15 protein-coding genes are annotated in these 16,487 nt (G+C 72.8%); 7 read left to right on the plus strand and 8 right to left on the minus strand.

The genetic code is table 11. The features are described 5' to 3' along the window. Nucleotides 1–274 precede the first annotated feature (274 nt). Nucleotides 275–1,210, plus strand: coding sequence for an ADP-ribosylglycohydrolase family protein (locus tag L2C96_RS40315; RefSeq protein ID WP_039791959.1), 936 nt, complete (start codon nt 275–277; stop codon nt 1,208–1,210). On the opposite strand, the gene L2C96_RS40320 is transcribed toward L2C96_RS40315, so the two are convergent. The 3 genes from L2C96_RS40320 to L2C96_RS40330 are packed head-to-tail and all read right to left on the minus strand — an operon-like array spanning nt 1,146 to nt 4,029. Next, complete coding sequence (locus L2C96_RS40320) at nt 1,146–1,994, minus strand: alpha/beta fold hydrolase (RefSeq protein ID WP_237339847.1); 849 nt, start codon at nt 1,992–1,994, stop codon at nt 1,146–1,148. The genes L2C96_RS40315 and L2C96_RS40320 overlap by 65 nt on opposite strands. Next, nucleotides 1,991–3,142, minus strand: a complete 1,152-nt coding sequence (locus tag L2C96_RS40325) for a macrolide family glycosyltransferase (RefSeq protein ID WP_237339848.1) — start codon at nt 3,140–3,142, stop codon at nt 1,991–1,993. Before L2C96_RS40325 ends, L2C96_RS40320 begins: the two co-directional genes overlap by 4 nt. Beyond that, complete coding sequence (locus tag L2C96_RS40330) at nt 3,139–4,029, minus strand: alpha/beta fold hydrolase (RefSeq protein ID WP_237339849.1); 891 nt, start codon at nt 4,027–4,029, stop codon at nt 3,139–3,141. The genes L2C96_RS40325 and L2C96_RS40330 overlap by 4 nt, the downstream gene beginning before the upstream one ends. 251 nt (nt 4,030–4,280) lie before the next feature. Between L2C96_RS40330 and L2C96_RS40335 the strand changes: the two genes are divergently transcribed. Both L2C96_RS40335 and L2C96_RS40340 read left to right on the plus strand, forming a co-directional pair. Beyond that, the gene (locus L2C96_RS40335; RefSeq protein ID WP_020422481.1) at nt 4,281–5,048 is read left to right on the plus strand and encodes an IclR family transcriptional regulator; all 768 of its coding nucleotides are present in this window, start codon (nt 4,281–4,283) and stop codon (nt 5,046–5,048) included. Between the two features lie 78 nt (nt 5,049–5,126). After that, a complete protein-coding gene (locus L2C96_RS40340; protein WP_237339850.1) occupies nt 5,127–5,432 on the plus strand; it encodes a hypothetical protein in 306 nt (101 codons plus the stop codon). On the opposite strand, the gene L2C96_RS40345 is transcribed toward L2C96_RS40340, so the two are convergent. Genes L2C96_RS40345 through L2C96_RS40355 form a run of 3 tightly spaced genes read right to left on the minus strand, consistent with a single transcriptional unit; the run spans nt 5,401 to nt 8,434 of the window. Further along, the gene (locus tag L2C96_RS40345; RefSeq protein WP_020422479.1) at nt 5,401–6,219 is read right to left on the minus strand and encodes a carbohydrate ABC transporter permease; all 819 of its coding nucleotides are present in this window, start codon (nt 6,217–6,219) and stop codon (nt 5,401–5,403) included. The genes L2C96_RS40340 and L2C96_RS40345 overlap by 32 nt on opposite strands. After that, the gene (locus L2C96_RS40350; RefSeq protein ID WP_027934744.1) at nt 6,219–7,151 is read right to left on the minus strand and encodes a carbohydrate ABC transporter permease; all 933 of its coding nucleotides are present in this window, start codon (nt 7,149–7,151) and stop codon (nt 6,219–6,221) included. Before L2C96_RS40350 ends, L2C96_RS40345 begins: the two co-directional genes overlap by 1 nt. After that, nucleotides 7,148–8,434: an extracellular solute-binding protein gene (locus L2C96_RS40355; protein ID WP_237339851.1), complete on the minus strand. Its 1,287-nt coding sequence runs from the start codon at nt 8,432–8,434 to the stop codon at nt 7,148–7,150. Before L2C96_RS40355 ends, L2C96_RS40350 begins: the two co-directional genes overlap by 4 nt. Nucleotides 8,435–8,595: 161 nt before the next feature. Here L2C96_RS40355 and L2C96_RS40360 point away from each other — a divergent pair, with 161 nt between their 5' ends. Together L2C96_RS40360 and L2C96_RS40365 are read left to right on the plus strand one after the other, a co-directional pair. Next, nucleotides 8,596–9,615: a LacI family DNA-binding transcriptional regulator gene (locus L2C96_RS40360; RefSeq protein ID WP_027936531.1), complete on the plus strand. Its 1,020-nt coding sequence runs from the start codon at nt 8,596–8,598 to the stop codon at nt 9,613–9,615. Further along, nucleotides 9,612–11,924 (plus strand): beta-xylosidase/alpha-l-arabinosidase, encoded by a 2,313-nt coding sequence (locus tag L2C96_RS40365; RefSeq protein WP_237339852.1) that lies wholly within the window; start codon nt 9,612–9,614, stop codon nt 11,922–11,924. Before L2C96_RS40360 ends, L2C96_RS40365 begins: the two co-directional genes overlap by 4 nt. Here L2C96_RS40365 and L2C96_RS40370 read toward each other — a convergent pair. Together L2C96_RS40370 and L2C96_RS40375 are read right to left on the minus strand one after the other, a co-directional pair. Beyond that, on the minus strand, nt 11,891–12,547 hold the full coding sequence (locus L2C96_RS40370; RefSeq protein WP_237339853.1) for a response regulator: 657 nt from the start codon (nt 12,545–12,547) through the stop codon (nt 11,891–11,893). The genes L2C96_RS40365 and L2C96_RS40370 overlap by 34 nt on opposite strands. Beyond that, the gene (locus L2C96_RS40375; protein ID WP_237339854.1) at nt 12,544–13,341 is read right to left on the minus strand and encodes a sensor histidine kinase; all 798 of its coding nucleotides are present in this window, start codon (nt 13,339–13,341) and stop codon (nt 12,544–12,546) included. The genes L2C96_RS40370 and L2C96_RS40375 overlap by 4 nt, the downstream gene beginning before the upstream one ends. A 120-nt stretch (nt 13,342–13,461) precedes the next feature. On the opposite strand from L2C96_RS40375, the gene L2C96_RS40380 reads away from it, so the two are divergent. After that, nucleotides 13,462–14,169 carry an ABC transporter ATP-binding protein gene (locus L2C96_RS40380; protein ID WP_027936529.1) on the plus strand — a complete coding sequence of 236 codons (708 nt, stop codon included), beginning with the start codon at nt 13,462–13,464 and terminating at the stop codon, nt 14,167–14,169. Then, nucleotides 14,166–16,484, plus strand: coding sequence for an ABC transporter permease (locus tag L2C96_RS45280; protein WP_237339855.1), 2,319 nt, complete (start codon nt 14,166–14,168; stop codon nt 16,482–16,484). Before L2C96_RS40380 ends, L2C96_RS45280 begins: the two co-directional genes overlap by 4 nt. Nucleotides 16,485–16,487 lie beyond the last annotated feature (3 nt).

Here is a 16,487-nt window from a genome sequence, read left to right on the forward strand (position 1 = left end):
CGCCGGACGGGCAGGCTCCGGGATGACCAGGGGTTGGGTGCCTCGGCTCACCTCGGGTGGGTGGTCGCCGGGTGGTCATCCCGTCGCCTTCCGGTTTGTGCATATCACCTTGAGCCAGGGCCGCAAGGTTGGCATGTCCGGCCGCCGGTGGGCAGAGAGGTTGCGGCCCTGGCTCAAGGTGATCGCGCCGGTGTCAGGCGACGGGATGACCACCCAGCTTCAGTTGTGTTCAAAGCGGGCGCTGGCGCGCCGTCTTCGGTGGTGGGATCGTGGGGTGGTGAGGGAACGTGCTTTGGCGGCCCTGGCGGGTCTGGCCATCGGGGATGCGCTCGGTATGCCCACGGAAGGACTGTCACCGGCGGAAATCGAACCTGTCACAGGCTTCGCGGCGGCTCGGGGGTTGCCTGCGGGCGGTGTCACCGATGACACCCAGCAGGCGGTGATCGTCGCGCGGCTGCTGGTCTCCGGGGGTGGGCGGATCGATCCGCACGGGCTCGCCGATGCGCTCCTGGAGTGGGAACGGGACCTGCGCAGCCGCGGCATCCGGGGGTTGCTCGGGCCCTCCACGCGCGCCGCTCTCACGGCCGTCGCCGCGGGGGAAGCTCTCGAGAAGGCCGGCAAGTACGGCACCACGAACGGTGCGGCCATGCGCATCGCCCCGGTGGGGATCGCGAATCCGGCCGACCTCGACCTGCTCGTGGACAGCGTGGTCGAAGCCAGTTGGGTCACCCACAACACGGGCGTCGCCCTCGCGGGGGCTGCCGCGGTCGCCGCGGCGGTGAGCGCGGGCGTCGACGGGGCGAGTCTGCCCGAGGCGATCGACTTCGCCGTGGAAGCCGCGGAACGAGCCGCCAAGCGGGGGAACTGGGTCGCGGCCGGGGACGTCGCCGCGCGCATCCGCTGGAGCCGCACCATGGATCCGGCCGACGTGCCCGCGTTGATCGGCACCAGCGTCGCCACCCAGGAATCGGTGCCCGCCGCGTTCGCGGTGCTCCGCCACGCGGAAAACCCGTGGCAGGCCTGCTGCACGGCGGCGAGCCTCGGCGGGGACACGGACACCATCGCGGCCATCGCCGGCGCGATCGCGGGCGCCTGCACCGGCGCGGGCGCGTTCCCCGAGGAAGCCGTCCGCACGGTGACCGAGGTCAACGACCTTCCGCTGCCGGAACTCGCCGACGATCTGCTGAAACTGCGCGCCAGAACCCGGTGAGCGCCGCGGCCGTCTCCTGTGGACGGTCCAGTTGCACGCAGTGGCCGGCGCCCTCGACGGCGACCGCGTCCCGGCCGAACCGGCGGGCCGTGCGCTGGTAATCCTCGGGCGAGCCGGTGAACTCGTCGTCCGCGCCGTGCACGAACAACAGCGGCACCCCGGAACCGGCCAGCTCGCCGACCCCCGCCCGCGGCCCGCACAGCAGCCGCGCGAACCCGATGAGGTGACCGGTGCGCGTGGTCGACAACCGGGCCCGCATCAGGTCCGCCCGGTCCGGATCCGTGCGGACCCAGTGGTCGACCAGGGTGTGCAAGCCCGCCGCCCCCTCCGCGGCGACCGCGTCCGCGCACCAGGTGAGGAACGCCGTCTCCTTCTCCGAACCGGTCAGCAGGCTGCCCAGCGGCGCGAAACTGCGCACCGCCCGCGGCAGGGCCACCGCGGCGGCGTGCGCGACCGCGGCGCCCGCGCAGTGCGCCACCACGTGCGCCGGCTCGCCCTCGCCGACCTCGCCGATCACCGCCAGCAAGTCCTGCGCCATCGCGGACAACGTGTACGCGCTCGGATCGTCGGAGCCCGGGCTTTCGTGCTGGCCGTGGTGGTCGACCGCCCACGCCGCGTACCCGGCGGCGGCCAGCAGCGGCAACAGCGGCGCGAAGTCCTCTTTGGACCCCAGGTACCCGGCCACCAGCACCACCGGCTCGCCGGACCCGGCCCGGCACGCGGCGAACCGGCCGCGGTCGGTCTCCAGCATGACGTCGCGGACCGGGCTCTCCAGGGTCGTCACAGCGCGGCTCCTTCCCGGACCGAGGCCTTCTCGATCACGTCCGCGGCCTCCGCCGCCCCACCGCACGCCCGCACGATCTCCCGCATGCCCGCCACGTTCGCCGCGATGCCGGCGTCGGACGACACCCGCAGCACCGCGTTGTGCAGCGTCTGCGCCGACACCTCCGCGCGGTCGAGCGTGACACCCAGCCCCAGCTCGGCGAGGCGCGCCGCGTTCAGCCGCTGCTCGGCCATCTGCGGCACCGCGACCATCGGCACCCCGTGGTACAGGGCTTCCAGCAGGCTGCCCATCCCGGCGTGCGTGACGAACGCCGACGCGGCGGCCAGCACGTCGAGCTGCGGCACCATCGGCGCGATCTCGACCCCGTCCGGAACCGGCCCCAGCGACGCCGGATCGATGTGCCGCCCGATCGCCATCACGGTGTGCCAGCCCAAACCCGCGGCCAGGTCGAGGCAGGCCCGGAAGAAGTCCGGCTGGTCGGTGAAACACGACCCGAGCGAGACCAGCAGCACCGGTTTCCCCGCCGGCGGCCGCCACGACCCCTGGAACGACCGGTCGCCCAGCGCGGGACCGGCGAAGGTGTGCTCCGGCCCGAGCAGGTCCGGCGAAATCTGGAACGCCCGTGGCACGAACACCACCTTCGGGTCGCCCACCGCCTGGAACTCCTCGACCGAACAGCCGAGGCCGTTGGCGTCCAGGAACCGCTGGAACCGCTGGTACACCGGCAGGTCCGAGAGGTTCTCGACGCCGAACGCGATCCGCTCCCAGCCGGGGAACAACGCGTGCGTCGGCGACAGCTGCACCATCGGCAAGCCGAGTTTGCGCGCCAGGACCTTGCCCGCGAACGCGACGAAGTCGTAGGCGACCACGTCGGGCACCTCGCCGAGGGCCTCCAGCACGGGGAGGGCGGCCTCGGCGTCCCGGTGGTACATCGCCACGCCCGCCATCAGGTCCTCCGGCGGCGGGCTGCCGTCCCGGACGTCCGGCAGCACCACCGGTTCCGCACCGGCCGCGCGCACCTGCGGGACGAAGTCCGGTCCGACCGCGTAGCTCACCCGCCAGCCACGCGACACCAGCTCCGACACCACGGCGAGGGTGGGGTTGACGTGCCCGTGGTCGGCGACGTTGACGAACAGGGCGTGCTTCACCGCGCCACCCCGCAGACCACGTGCTCGACCGGGGTGCAGTACGGCAGACCGGACAGCGGCTCACCGGCGAAGAACCGCAACGCGAGGTCCACCACCTCGGCCGGCCGCTCCAGGTGCACGAGGTGGTCGGCGTCGTGGATCGCGGTGAAGCGGGCGTCGGCGCACCGGGCCGCGGCCGCCCGGCTCAGGACCGGCGTGGTAAGCGGATCGTGCTCCCCGGTCGTGACCAGCACGGGGACGGGCAGGACGCGGCCGTCGTCGCCGGGGTGGTCGAGCAGCCGCCGGGTGTTGTCCAGGTACTTGGCGACGTCGGCGTCGGTCATCGCGCCCACCAGGCTGTCCAGGCACCGGCGGACCGCGGCCTGCCGCCGGATGCCCGGCGCGCGGCTGAGCATCAGGTCCAGCACCTCGGCGGTGAACTCCGCGTGCCTGCCCTGCTCGGCCAGCTCCACGCTGCGGGCGATGCGCCGGCGCAGCCGCCCGGTCACGTGCGTCATCGTGCCGACGAGCAGCAGGCGGCGCACCCGTTCGGGCCGCAGCTGCGCCCACCGGTGCGCGACACCACTGCCGTAGGAGGCGCCGACGACGTGCACCGGCTCCGGCGCGACGTGGTCGAGCAGGTGGCCGAGCGCGCCGGCGAGGAAGTCCACGCCGTAGCCGGGCGGCAGCCGGTCCGCCGCGCCCCAGCCGGGCAGGTCGACGGTGATCACGTCGGCGTGCCGGAGCAGATCGCGTTCCACCCGGCCCCACGCGTCCTTGTGCTGGAACGCGCCGCCCACCAGGACGATCGGCGCGAGTCTGCCGCCGCCGCGCACGATGCGGCCCGCGAACTCGAATCCGCCGAACGTGAGCGGGACGGTTTCCTGCCGGGTGGTCGTTGCCGTCACAAGCGATCTTCCTCGGTGTGGTCGGGGTTTGGGGTCCGCCACGTAACCACGTCGTCCTCCGCGGGCGCGCCGCGGAAACTCGATCGAGCCAACTTGACCACTCGCGCGTGTGACCACGGCGCAACAGGGCTTCCACCATGCGGAAGGCCCGTTGTATGAGCGGCGGCACACGATCAAGGATGGAACCGACGGAGTCAGCGCCGACCCCCGGAGGAGCCGCCGTGGACAGGGCTGTGCGGAGACCGATCCCCATGACCGCGGCGGGACGGCTGCTCGCCGTGCTCGACGCGTTCACACCGGGCCGCAGCCTGCTCACGTTGAGCGAAATCAGCCGACGGGCGGGGCTTTCGCTGACGACCGCGCACCGGCTCGCCGGTGAGCTGGTGAACTGGGGCGCCCTCGAACGCGACGACGACGGCCGCTACCGGATCGGGCTGCACCTGCTGGAGCTGGCCGCGCTCGCGCCGCGCGGGCTGGAACTGCGCGAACTGGCGCAGCCGTTCCTGGAGGACCTGTTCCACTCCACGCGGGCGCACGTGCACCTGGCGGTGCGGGACGGGCACGAGGTGGTGTACGTCGAGACGCTGCGGGCGCGCGGCACGGTGACGGTGCTGAGCCGGTTGGGGCAGCGGTGGCCGTTGCACGCCACCGGGACCGGGCTCGCACTGCTGGCCCACGCGGGTCGCGAGGTGCAGGAGCAGGTGCTGGAGGCGCCGCTGAAGCGCTTCACGCACAAGACGATCACCGACGCGCGGGAGCTGCGGCGGGTGCTGGCGGAGGTGCGGCGCACCGGGGTCGCGGTGGCGGAGGAGCAGCTGACGCTGGAGGCGGTGGCGATCGCGGCGCCGATCCGCGGTGCCGGTGACGAGGTGGTGGCCGCATTGGGCTTGGTCGTGCACGTGGACGAGTGCGAGCCGAGGGCGCTGGTGCCGGTGATGACCGCCGCGGCGCGGGGGATCTCGCGTGCGCTGGGCGCGCCGTCGGCGGCGGATGTGCGGGGCGTGGTGCGCGGGCGGTGATGCGGGTCGTGTCGCTGCGCGGCAACTTGGTGCCGGGAGTGGGAGCGGCCCAACAGGGTGGCCGGGTTGGATGAGCCCATGACCATCACGTTCCTGCTCATCGCGCGGCTCCCCGGAGGCGGCGCGGAAGCCTTCGACGCCTACGAGGACGCCGTCCTGCCCCTCCTGGCCGAGTACGGCGGCCGCCTCGAGCGGCGGGTCCGATCCCTTGACGACGGCACCGAGGTGCACCTCGTCGGGTTCCCGGGCGAGCAGGAGTTCGAGGCCTACCGGGCCGACCCGAGGCGCGCCGAGCACGCGCACCTGCTCGAACGGTCCGGCGCGGCCATCGAACTACTGCCCGTCCGCGACCTCACTTCCCGAAACCCGCCGTCAGGCCGCTGACCAGCTGCCGCCGGCCCAGGATGTACAGCGCCAGCACCGGCAGCGTCGACAACACGACCGCCGCCAGCACCGCCGGGATGTTCACCCGGAACTGCCCCTGGAACGACCACAACGCGAGCGGCAGCACCCGCTGGTCCGGGCTCTGCGTCAGGATCAGCGGGAACAGGAACCCGTTCCACACGTTCAGCCCGTCGTACACCGCGACCGTCACCACCGCGGGCCGGATCATCGGCAGCACCAGGCTGAACAGCATCCGCCAGTCACCGGCGCCGTCCACCCGCATCGACTCGAACAGCTCGTTCGGCACGTCCCGCAGGAAGTTCGCCAGGATGATCACCGACAGCGGGATCGCGAACGCCACCGACGGCAGGATGATCGCCAGCAGCGTGTCGTACAGCTGCGCCCGCGTGATCAGGTAGTACACCGGGATGATCGTCGCCTGGATCGGGATCGCCAGGCCCAGCAGGTAGCCGCGGTAGGTGAACCGCGAGAACCACGTCGTGCCGCGCACCACGTAGTAGGCGGCCATCAACGCCACCGCGACCGCGATCGCCACCGTCGCCAGCGTCACGACCACACTGTTGGCGAAGTAGCGCCAGAAGTCGTTGCGCAGCACCAGCTCGTACGCGCTGAACGTCGGCGAGGTCGGCACCGACAACGGGTTCGCGTCGTAGAACCCGCGCTGGTTGCGCAGGCTCGTCACCACCACGTAGTACACCGGCACCAGCACGACGGCCAGCCACACGAACCCGGCGAGGCCGCCGAGGTAGTTCGGACGGGTCCGCATCACGCCCCCTCCAGCTGGCTGCCCCGCCGGAAGCTGGACAGCCTCGACAACCCCAGCGCCAGCGCGAGCCCGGCGACCACCAGCAGCACGGCGAGCGTGCTCGCCCGCCCCATGTCGTTGCCGGAGAACCCGGACAGGTACATGTCCAGCGGCAGCATCCGCGTCGCGTCGCCCGGACCGCCGCCGGTCAGCACGAACACCAGGTCGAAGTAGGTCAGCGAGCCGACCAGCATCATCGTCGAAGACGTGATGATCGTGTAGCGCAGCTGCGGCAGCGTGATGTGGAAGAACTGCCGCACCCGGCCGGCCCCGTCCAGCTCCGCCGCCTCGTACAGCGACTTCGGGATCTGCCGCACCCCGCCCTGGTAGAGCAGCGTGTGGAAGGGCACGAACTGCCAGGCGATCACGAAGATCACCACGTACAACGCCAGTGTCGGGTCGCCGAGCCAGTCCTGCGACAGGAAGTCCAGCCCGAACGCGCGGCTCATGCCGAAGTTCGGGTCGAGCAGCGCCTTGAACGCGATCGCGATGGCCGCCGCGGACAGCAGCATCGGCAGGAAGTACAGCACCCCGAGCAGCGCGCGGTACCGGCCGCGCCCGGCGATGAGCACGCCGAGCAGCAGCGAGATCGGCGTCTGCACCAGCCAGCTGACCACCATCACCTGCACGGACAGCCAGATCGCGTGGTAGGTCGCGGGGTCGGCGAGCGCCGCGGCCCAGTTCGCCAGCCCGGCCCACGACGGGTCGCCGATGCCGTCCCACTCCATGAAGCTCAGCACCGCGACCCCGCCGAGCGGCACGATCGCGAACACCCCGAAGAACGCCAGCGCGGGCACCGCCATCAGCGGGCTGGGGCCGGTCCGCAGCCGGCCGCGGCCGGGCGCCGGCGTGCGTGCCGGCGCCCGGTCCCGCTGTTCGAGAACCGTGCTCATTGCCCGATCGTCGCGTTCATGTTGGCGGAGAACTGCTCCGGCGTGATCTGCTTGAGGAACAGCTGCTCCAGGTTGGTCAGCAGCGCGTCGGCCTGGCCGGGGGAGAGCGCCTGGTCCCAGGACAGCTGGAAGTTCGGCGCCTTGCTCGCCATTTCGTACACGTAGGACAGGTACTGCGGGTCCTCGGTCTTCGCGAGCTTGTCCTCGATGCCGGTCAGCGGCGGCACCGAACCGCCGGCGAGCAGCGAGTCGACGTAGGAGTCGTTCATCAGGTCCTCGCGCAGGTACCGCAGCGCCGACTGCTTCTGCTCCTCGCTCGCGGTGGCCGAGACGGACCAGTAGTTGGCCGGGTTGCCGACGATGTTGGCCGGGTCGCCCTTGCCGCCGGACACGGTGGGGAACGTGGTCCAGCCGAGCTTGCCGCTCGAGATGAAGTCGGGGTCGGCCTGCTTGATGGTGGGGAAGGCCCAGGAGCCCATCAGGTACATCGCGGCCTTGCCGGTGAACAGCAGCGCGGTGTCGGCGTTGCTGTCGGTCGCGATCGAGTTGAAGCCGCGGACGAAGCCGCCGGCGTCGACGAGCTGCTGGATCATCGTGTTGGCGCGGATGATCGCCGGATCCGACCACGCGCCGGGCTTGCCGGCGACGATGTTGTTGAACACCTCGGGCCCGCCGATGCGGTCGACGAGGTACTCCTCCCACATCAGCTGCGGCCACTTGCTCTGCCCGCCGAGGGAGAACGGCGCGATGCCGGCCTGGTTGAACCGCGGCACCAGGGCCATCATGTCGTCCCACGTCTTCGGCGGCTGCGCGCCGATCTGGTCGAACAGTTCCTTGTTGTAGAACAGCACGACCGGCTGCATGCCGTTGTTCGGCACGGCGTAGGTCTTGCCGTCGAGCACGCCGGTGCGCGCCACCGACGGCAGGAACCGGTTCACGAACGCCGGGTCGTTCGCGGCTTCGGCGGACAGGTCCATGATCTTGCCGGAGTCCACCCAGGACTTGAGCAGGCCGCCGCTCCAGCTGAAGACCAGCGTCGGCGCCTCGTTCGCACCGATCGCGGTGCGGATCTTCTGCTTGTACGCGTCGTTGCCGAAGTACTGCGCGTCGACCCCGGACGACTCGAACGACGTCCGGAACGTCTGCTCGTCGCCGCCGGTGAGCGCCCACGCGGTGGCGCCGCCCCCGCCGGACGGACCGCTGGAGCCGCACGCGGTGGTGAGGGAGAGAACCGCGGCCAGTCCGGCCGCGATCACGGCGGTGCGCCGCTTGACCAGTGTCATGATGCGCCTTCCCCATCGAAGGTCCGAAAGTTTTCGGAAACACTCTGGTGTGTGTCGGAAGATATGCGGCCCACCCGGACGCGTCAAGAGCTGTTTCGGCAAGGAAAATAGCGTTATAGTCGCCTGAAACTTTTCGGCAAGAAAATTGGTTGGAGGGTGCGGTGCCTGCCGGTTCCCAGCGCGCGACGCTCGCGATGGTCGCAGAGGCCGCCGGGGTTTCGCTGCCGACCGTCTCCAAGGTGCTCAACGGTCGCGGCGACGTGGCGGCGGCGACCCGGCAGCGGGTCCAGGACGTGTTGAAGGAACTGGGTTACGTGCCCCAGTCCGGTCGGCGCACGGTAGGGCCGGCGCGCGTGGTGGACCTGGTGTTCGACGACCTGGTGAGCCCCTACTCGCTGGAGGTCCTGCGCGGGGTCACCGAGGCGGGCGCGGAAACCGGGGTGGACGTCGTGGTCGGGCGCCTGCCCGAGTCCGACGACGACGACTGGGCGCGGCGCCTGCGCCTGGCCGGGCGCGAGGGGCTGATCGTGGTCACCTCCGAGCTGACCCGCGCCCAGGTCGAGGGCTTCGCGCGCGCCGGGCTGCCGCTCGTGGTCATCGATCCGCTGAACCTGCCGCGCGTCGAGGTGACCAGCGTCGGCGCGACCAACTGGAACGGCGGGGTGTCCGCCACCGAGCACCTCCTGCAGCTGGGCCACCGGCGCATCGCCTACGCGGGCGGGCCGGTGCAGGCCTCCTGCAGCCAGGCCCGCCAGCACGGCTACCGCGCGGCGCTGGAGAACGCCGGCGTGACCGTCGATCCGCGGCTGATCCTGCACGGCGCCTTCGGCTACCCGGACGGGCTGGAGATGGGCGGGCGGTTGCTCGACCTGCCGGAGCCGCCGACCGCCGTGTTCGCCGGCAGTGACGCGACCGCGCTGGGCGTGATGGAAGCGGCCCGGCGGCGGGGACTGCGCGTGCCCGAGGACCTGTCGGTCGTCGGGTTCGACGACACCATGCTCGCCGAGCTGGCCACGCCCGCGCTGACCACAGTGCGGCAGCCGTTGCAGGACATGGGCCGCGTCGCGCTGCGCACGCTGATGCGGCTCGCTGCCGGCGAAACCCTCGACTCCCACCACGTGGAGCTGGCCACCAACCTGGTGGTGCGCGATTCGACGACGAACCTGCGAGGAGCACCATGACGGAACCGACCTGGCGTGACAGCGCGCTGCCCGCCGCAGCCCGAGCCGAGGCGCTGCTGGCGGAGATGACCCTCGAAGAGAAGGTGGCGCAGCTGGGCAGCGCATGGCCGGGCAACGAGCAGCTGAACGGCAACGTCGCGCCGATGCAGGACGTCTTCGCGCGTGGCGGGGTGCCGTTCGAGCAGGCGCGGGAGAACGGCATCGGGCACCTGACGCGGGTGTTCGGCACGGCGCCGGTCAGCGCGGCCGAGGGCGCGGCGCGGGTCGAGGCGCTGCAGCGGGAGATCGTCGAGGAGACCCGGCTGGGCATCCCGGCGATCGTGCACGAGGAGTGCCTGACCGGGTTCACCACTTACGGCGCCACCGTGTACCCGGCGGCACTGGCGTGGGCGGCGACGTTCGACCCGGAACTGGTCGAGCGGATGGCGTCGGCGATCGCGGACGACATGCGCGCCTCCGGGGTGCACCAGGGTCTCTCGCCGGTGCTGGACGTCGTGCGGGACTACCGGTGGGGCCGGGTCGAGGAGACCCTCGGCGAGGACCCGTACCTGGTCGGTACGCTCGGCGCCGCGTACGTGCGTGGCTTGGAGCGCAACGGGATCGTCGCCACGCTCAAGCACTTCGCCGGGTATTCGGCGTCGCGCGCGGCCCGCAACCACGCGCCGGTGTCGATCGGCCAGCGGGAGCTGCGGGACGTGATCCTGCCGCCGTTCGAGATGGCGATCCGCGAGGGCGGGGCGCGGTCGGTGATGAACGCCTACGTCGACCTCGACGGGGTGCCCGCGGCGGCGAACGCGCCGCTGCTGACCGGGATCCTGCGGGACGAGTGGGGTTTCGAGGGCGTGGTGGTGTCCGACTACTGGGCCATCGCGTTCCTGGGCAGCATGCACCGGGTCGCCGACAGCACCGGGCAGGCCGGGGCGCTCGCGCTGGCCGCGGGCATCGACGTCGAGCTGCCGGACACCCTGTGCTATGGCAAGGAACTCATCGAGCTGGTGCGTTCGGGCGAGGTGCCGGAGTCCCTTGTGGACCGTGCGGTCGGCAGGCTGCTGCGGCAGAAGGCGGAGCTGGGCCTGCTCGACGCGGACTGGGCGCCGCGGGCGCGGCCGGTGGACCTGGACTCGCCGCGCAACCGGGCGATCGCTCGGGAGCTGGCGGAGAAGTCGGTGGTGCTGCTCGCCAACGACGGCACGCTGCCGTTGCGCGCGAAGCGGATCGCGGTCGTCGGTCCGTGCGCGGACGACCCGCTGGCGTTCATGGGCTGCTACTCGTACCCGAACCACGTGCTGCCGCGCTATCCCGAGTACGGCATCGGGGTCGAGGCGCCGTCGCTGCTGGAGTCGCTGCGCGCGGAACTGCCGGACGCGGTGATCACCTCGGCGGCCGGCTGCCCGATCCGCGACGAGGACCGGTCCGGCTTCGCCGAAGCGGTGGAAGCCGCGCGGGACGCGGACGTGTGCATCGCCGTGGTCGGCGACCGGGCGGGCCTGTTCGGCGAGGGCACCTCCGGCGAGGGCTGCGACGCCCCGGACCTGCGGCTGCCCGGCGTGCAGGACGGGCTGCTGAGCGAACTGCTGGCCACCGGCACGCCGGTGGTGGTGGTCGTGGTGTCCGGCCGTCCGTACGCGCTGGGGGACCACACCGGGGCGGCGGCACTGGTGCAGGCGTTCATGCCCGGCGAGGAGGGCGGCCCGGCGCTGGCGGGTGTCCTGTCCGGACGGACGAACTTCGGCGGACGTCTCCCGGTGCAGGTGCCGCGGGTGGCAGGCGCGCAGCCGAGCACCTACCTGCAGCCCCCGCTCGGCGGCAACAGCGAGGGCATCAGCAACCTCGACCCGAGCCCGCTGTTCCCGTTCGGGCACGGCATCTCCTACACCACGTTCGACTACGAGGACCTGACGCTGAGCGCGCGTGAGGTGCCGACCGACGGCGAGGTCGAGGTCTCGGTGCGGGTGCGCAACTCCGGCGACCGCGCCGGGGACGAGGTGGTGCAGCTGTACGTGAATGACGTGCTCGCGCAGGTGACCCGCCCGGTGCGGCAGCTGGCCGGGTTCGCGCGGATCACCCTCGGCGCGGGGGAGGCGCGGACGGTGACGTTCCGGCTGCACGCCGACCGGCTCGCGTTCACCGGACTGGACCTGCGCCGGATCGTCGAACCCGGCACGATCGAGGTGTTCGCCGGCCGCTCGGCCGACGACCTGCCCTGCCGCGCCGCGTTCGAGCTGACCGGCCCGGTGCGCGAGGCCGGGCACGACCGCGTGCTGACCACGCCCGTTCAGTCGCTGGGGGAGACCAGCCCGGTTTCGTAGGCGAGGACGACGGCCTGGGCGCGGTCGCGCAACGACAGCTTGGCGAAGATGCGGGCCACGTGGGTCTTGACCGTCGCCTCGCTGAGCGTCAGCTCCGCGGCGATCTCGGCGTTCGACCGGCCCCGCGCGACGAGGGTGAGAACCTCCAGTTCGCGCGGGGTCAGGACGGCGAGATCGCGGTGCAGCGCCGGACGTGGTCGCGCCGCGGCGAAGCGCTCCACCAGCCGCCGGGTGATCGACGGGGCCAGCAGCGCGTCGCCGGTGCCGACCAGGCGCACCGCGGCCACCAGGTGCTCGGGGGTGACGTCCTTGAGTAGGAACCCGCTGGCCCCGGCGGCGAGCGCGTCGTAGACGTAGCGGTCGAGGTCGAACGTGGTCAGCATGAGCACCCGGCAGCCGGGGTCGCGCGCCAGGATGCGGCGCGCGGCCTCCAGGCCGTCCATCGCCGGCATCCGGATGTCCATCAGCACGACGTCCGGCTCCAGGTCGCGGACGGTGGCGACGGCCTCCGCGCCGTCCGCCGCCTCGCCCACGACGTCGACACCGCCGGAGGCCAGGATCATGCGGAAGCCGGTGCGCACCAGGGCCTGATCGTCGGCGATCACCACGCGCGGCCCGGTCACGGCCGCTCCAGCGGGATCTTCGCCCGGACCCGGAACCCGCCGCCGATGCGCCGCCGGGCGTCCAGGTCGCCGCCGAACACGGCCACGCGCTGCCGCAGCCCGAGCAGGCCGCGTCCCTCCTCGGTCTCGTCGGACGGGGCCGGGGCGTCCCCGGACAGCACGCTGGGCCCGCTGTTGAGCACCTCGACGCGCAGGTAGCGGTCGGAGTACCGCACGGTCACCTCCGCCTGCCGCCCGTCGCCGTGCTTGAGTGCGTTGGTGAGCGCTTCCTGGATGATCCGGTACGCCGTCAGGTCCACTCCGGACGGCAGCGGCCGCGGCTCGCCGGACACGCGGACCTCCACCGGCAGCCCGGCGAACGCGATCCGGTCGATCAGCGGGCTGAGCCTGCTCAGACTGGGCTGCGGCGACAGGTCCGCGGTCTCGTCACCGTCGGCGGGCGGGGCGAGCACGCCGAGCAGGTTCCGCAGCTCGGTCATCGTGTCCCGCCCGGCCGCCTCGACCGCTTCCAGCGCCGTCGCGGCCTGCGCGGGTTCGGTCGCGAGCACCCGGCGCGCGGCCCCGGTCTGCACCACCATCACGCTCACGTTGTGGCTGACGATGTCGTGCAGCTCCCGCGCGATCCGCGCCCGCTCGTCGTCGACCGCGCTGCGCGCCGCGCTCTCCCGTTCCCGCTCCAGCAGCCAGCCGCGCTCCTCCAGCGCCCTCGCGAACGCCCGCCGCGCGCGCCCGAGCCGGACCGCCAGCACGGCGGCCACCAGGCACGCCACCGCGGCGACAACCAGTTCCCACACCCGGCAACTGTGTCAGGACCCGGAGCGACGCGCATCCACCGCCGGACTACATCCCCGGGATGACCCGCGCCGGGAGTTACCTCCGCGGACCGATGCCCGCACTGGGCCGCTGCCCGCAGGATGGCCGGCGTGACCAGAGATGACGGCGCGGTCGTGCGGTTGACCGACGTGCGCAAGGAGTACAGCGAATCGGTCGCCCTGGACGGGGTCTCCCTGGAGATCCGGGCCGGGGAGGCGGTCGCGGTGATGGGGCCCTCCGGCAGCGGTAAGTCCACGCTGCTGAACATGGTGGCCGGGCTGGACCGCCCGACGTCCGGTTCGGTCGTCGTGCACGGCGAGGACCTGGGGAAGCTGAACGAGACCGGGCTGGCGCTGTTCCGCCGCCGCCGGATCGGCATGATCTTCCAGTTCTTCAACCTGCTCGACGACCTACCCGCGCTGGACAACGTGGCGCTGGCCGCCCAGCTCACCGGCACCCCGGCCGGCCAGGCCCGCAAGCGCGCGCTCGAACTGCTCGGCGAACTCGGCATCGCCGGGCGCCGCAACGTCTACCCGGCCCGGTTGAGCGGCGGCGAGCGGCAGCGCGTCGCGGTCGCGCGGGCGCTGATGAACCGGCCCGCGCTGCTGCTGGCCGACGAGCCGACCGGCGCGCTGGACAGCCGGTCCGGCGAGCAGGTGATGGACCTGCTGCTCGACCTCAACCAGATCGGGCAGACGCTGCTGCTGGTGACGCACGACGAGCGGCTCGCCACCCGGTGCGCGAGCCGCGTGGTCGAGGTCGCCGACGGGCGGGTCGCGCGGGAGACCAGCCTGGAGCGGACGCCGTGAGCGCGGTGTGGCGGGTGGCGCGGGCCGCGGTGGGGCGCCGACGGCTCCAGACCGCGGTGATCGGCCTGGTCGTGACCATCTCCACGGCGACGATCGTGCTGGCGCTCGGGCTGCTGGTGTCGTCGTCGGCCCCGTTCGACCGGGCGCACGAGCAGCAGAGCGTCGCGGACCTGGTCGCGGCGTTCGACCGCACCCAGGTGACCGACGACCAGCTGACCAGGGCCGCCGCAGGCGCCGAGGCGGTGGCCGGGCCGCTCGCCCAGCTCACCCTCGACACCTCGCAGAGCGCGCAACGCGTCGGGCCGTCCCTGACCACCGTGGGGCGCGCGGACCCCGGCGGGCCGGTGGACCGGGTGGACGTGTGGGAGGGCCGGTGGGCGGCCGCGCCGGGCGAGATCGTCCTGAACCTGGTCCCCGGCACCACCCTGGTGCCGCTCGGGAGCCGGATCGAGGTTCCGGGGCAGCCCGCGCTGACCGTCGTCGGGTTCGCCTACTCGGTGAGCGCGTCCGCCGACGCGTGGGTCACCCCCGCCCAGGCGGCGGCGCTGCAGCCCACCGCGAGCCAGGTGCTCTACCGGTTCGCCGCGGCCGCGACCGCCGCGGACATCGCCGCCGGGCAAGCGGCGGTGACGGCCGGGCTGCCGCCCGGGGCGCTGCTGGGCGCGCAGTCCTACCTCACGGTGAAGCAGCAGCTCGTCACCGAGGTCGGGGTGTACGTGCCGTTCCTGGTCGTCTTCGGGTTCCTCGGGCTCGCGGTCGCGGTGCTGATCGTCGCCAACGTGGTCGGCGGCGCGGTGGTGGCCGGGTACCGCGACATCGGGATGCTCAAGGCGCTCGGCTTCACCCCGGACCAGGTGATGGGGGTCTACCTGGTGATGGTCCTGGTCCCGTCCGCCGCCGGGTGCGTGCTGGGCACGGTGCTCGGGAACGTGGTCGCGCGGCCGCTGCTGGCCGACGCGTTTCAGGTCTTCGGCGCGGGAGCGGTCGGCATCGACGTCTGGGTGGACGTCGCGGCGTTGCTCGGGATGCCGGCCGTGGTCGCGTTGGCCGCGCTGGTGTCCGCGCTGCGGGCGCGCCGGCTGCCGGCGGCCGCGGCGATCAGCGCGGGCAGCGCGCCCCGGCCGGGGCGGGCGCTCGCCGTCCAGCGCCGGCTGTCCGGCCTGCGGCTGCCGCGCTCGGTGAGCCTCGGCCTCGGGGTGCCGTTCGCCCGCCCGGCGCGCAGCGGCCTGACGCTGGCCGCGGTCGTCCTCGGCGTCACCACCGTGACGCTCGCGATCGGCGTGACCCTGTCGGTGAACGCGTACAACTCGGCGGTGCGGCCGTCCCACCCGGACCGCATCGACGTGGTGGCGGGCGGGCCGGCGCTGTCGGACGGCGCGTCGCCGAAGCCCGGCGCCGCGACGACGCTGACCGACGCCGAGGACGAGGCGCTGCTGCGCACGACACCCGGCGCGGAGCTCGTCGCCGCGGTGGCCACGAAGATCGTCAACGTGGTCGGCGGGCAGCAGACCGCGACGATCGAGTTCTCCCGCGGCGACTCCGCGGCCCTCGCCCCCCAGGTCACGAGCGGCCACTGGCCGGACGGGCCGGGGCAGGTGGCGGTGCCGTCGAGGTTCCTCAACCAGCGCGGGCTCGCGATCGGCGACACCGTCACCGTGGAACTCGCCGGGCAGCGCACCCCGGTGCGAATCGTCGGCGTCGTGCTGACCAACAACGCCGACACGATCTTCGCCGACTGGTCCACGCTGACGCTGCTCGACCCGGCCGCACGGGCCGACACCTACACGGTCGAACTCGCGCCGGGCACCGACCAGCAGGCCTACCGGGCCGCGATCGAGGCCGGCGACCCCGGCCTGACCGTGCTGCCCCCGCGCGACGGGACGTCGAGCCAGGCCGTGGTGCTCATCAGCTCCGCCACGCTCCTGACCCTGGTGCTGGGCGCCGTCGCCGCGCTCGGTGTGTTCAACACCGTCGTCCTCAACGCCCGCGAACGGCGGCGCGACCTCGGCATGCTGAAGTCGATCGGCATGACACCGCGCCAGGTCACCGTGATGCTGGTGACCTCGATGGGCGCGCTGGGACTGGTCGGCGGCCTGATCGGCGTGCCGCTCGGGATCCTCGCGCACCGGGTGGTCGCCCCCGCGATGATGCGCGCGGCCCAGTCCGACGTCTTCGGGTTCGTCCTGGACGTCTACCGCGCGCCGGTGGTGGCCCTGCTGGCGCTGGCCGGGATCGTCATCGCGGTGGCGGGCGCGCTCATCCCGGCACGCGGCGCCGCGCGGACGCCCATCGCGGCCGTCCTGCGCAGCGAATGACCG

It is taken from the genome of Amycolatopsis tucumanensis (assembly GCF_021654135.1).
GTDB classification, from domain to species: Bacteria; Actinomycetota; Actinomycetes; order Mycobacteriales; family Pseudonocardiaceae; genus Amycolatopsis_E; species Amycolatopsis_E tucumanensis.

Excerpts from the sequence above, each read along its gene's own strand:
- L2C96_RS40335 (WP_020422481.1), top strand. The coding sequence starts at position 4,281 with ATGACCGCGGCGGGACGGCTGCTCGCCGTGCTCGACGCGTTCACACCG.
- L2C96_RS40340 (WP_237339850.1), top strand. The coding sequence starts at position 5,127 with ATGACCATCACGTTCCTGCTCATCGCGCGGCTCCCCGGAGGCGGCGCG.
- L2C96_RS40345 (WP_020422479.1), bottom strand. The coding sequence starts at position 6,219 with ATGCGGACCCGTCCGAACTACCTCGGCGGCCTCGCCGGGTTCGTGTGG.
- L2C96_RS40350 (WP_027934744.1), bottom strand. The coding sequence starts at position 7,151 with ATGAGCACGGTTCTCGAACAGCGGGACCGGGCGCCGGCACGCACGCCG.
- L2C96_RS40355 (WP_237339851.1), bottom strand. The coding sequence starts at position 8,434 with ATGACACTGGTCAAGCGGCGCACCGCCGTGATCGCGGCCGGACTGGCC.
- L2C96_RS40365 (WP_237339852.1), top strand. The coding sequence starts at position 9,612 with ATGACGGAACCGACCTGGCGTGACAGCGCGCTGCCCGCCGCAGCCCGA.
- L2C96_RS40380 (WP_027936529.1), top strand. The coding sequence starts at position 13,462 with ATGGCCGGCGTGACCAGAGATGACGGCGCGGTCGTGCGGTTGACCGAC.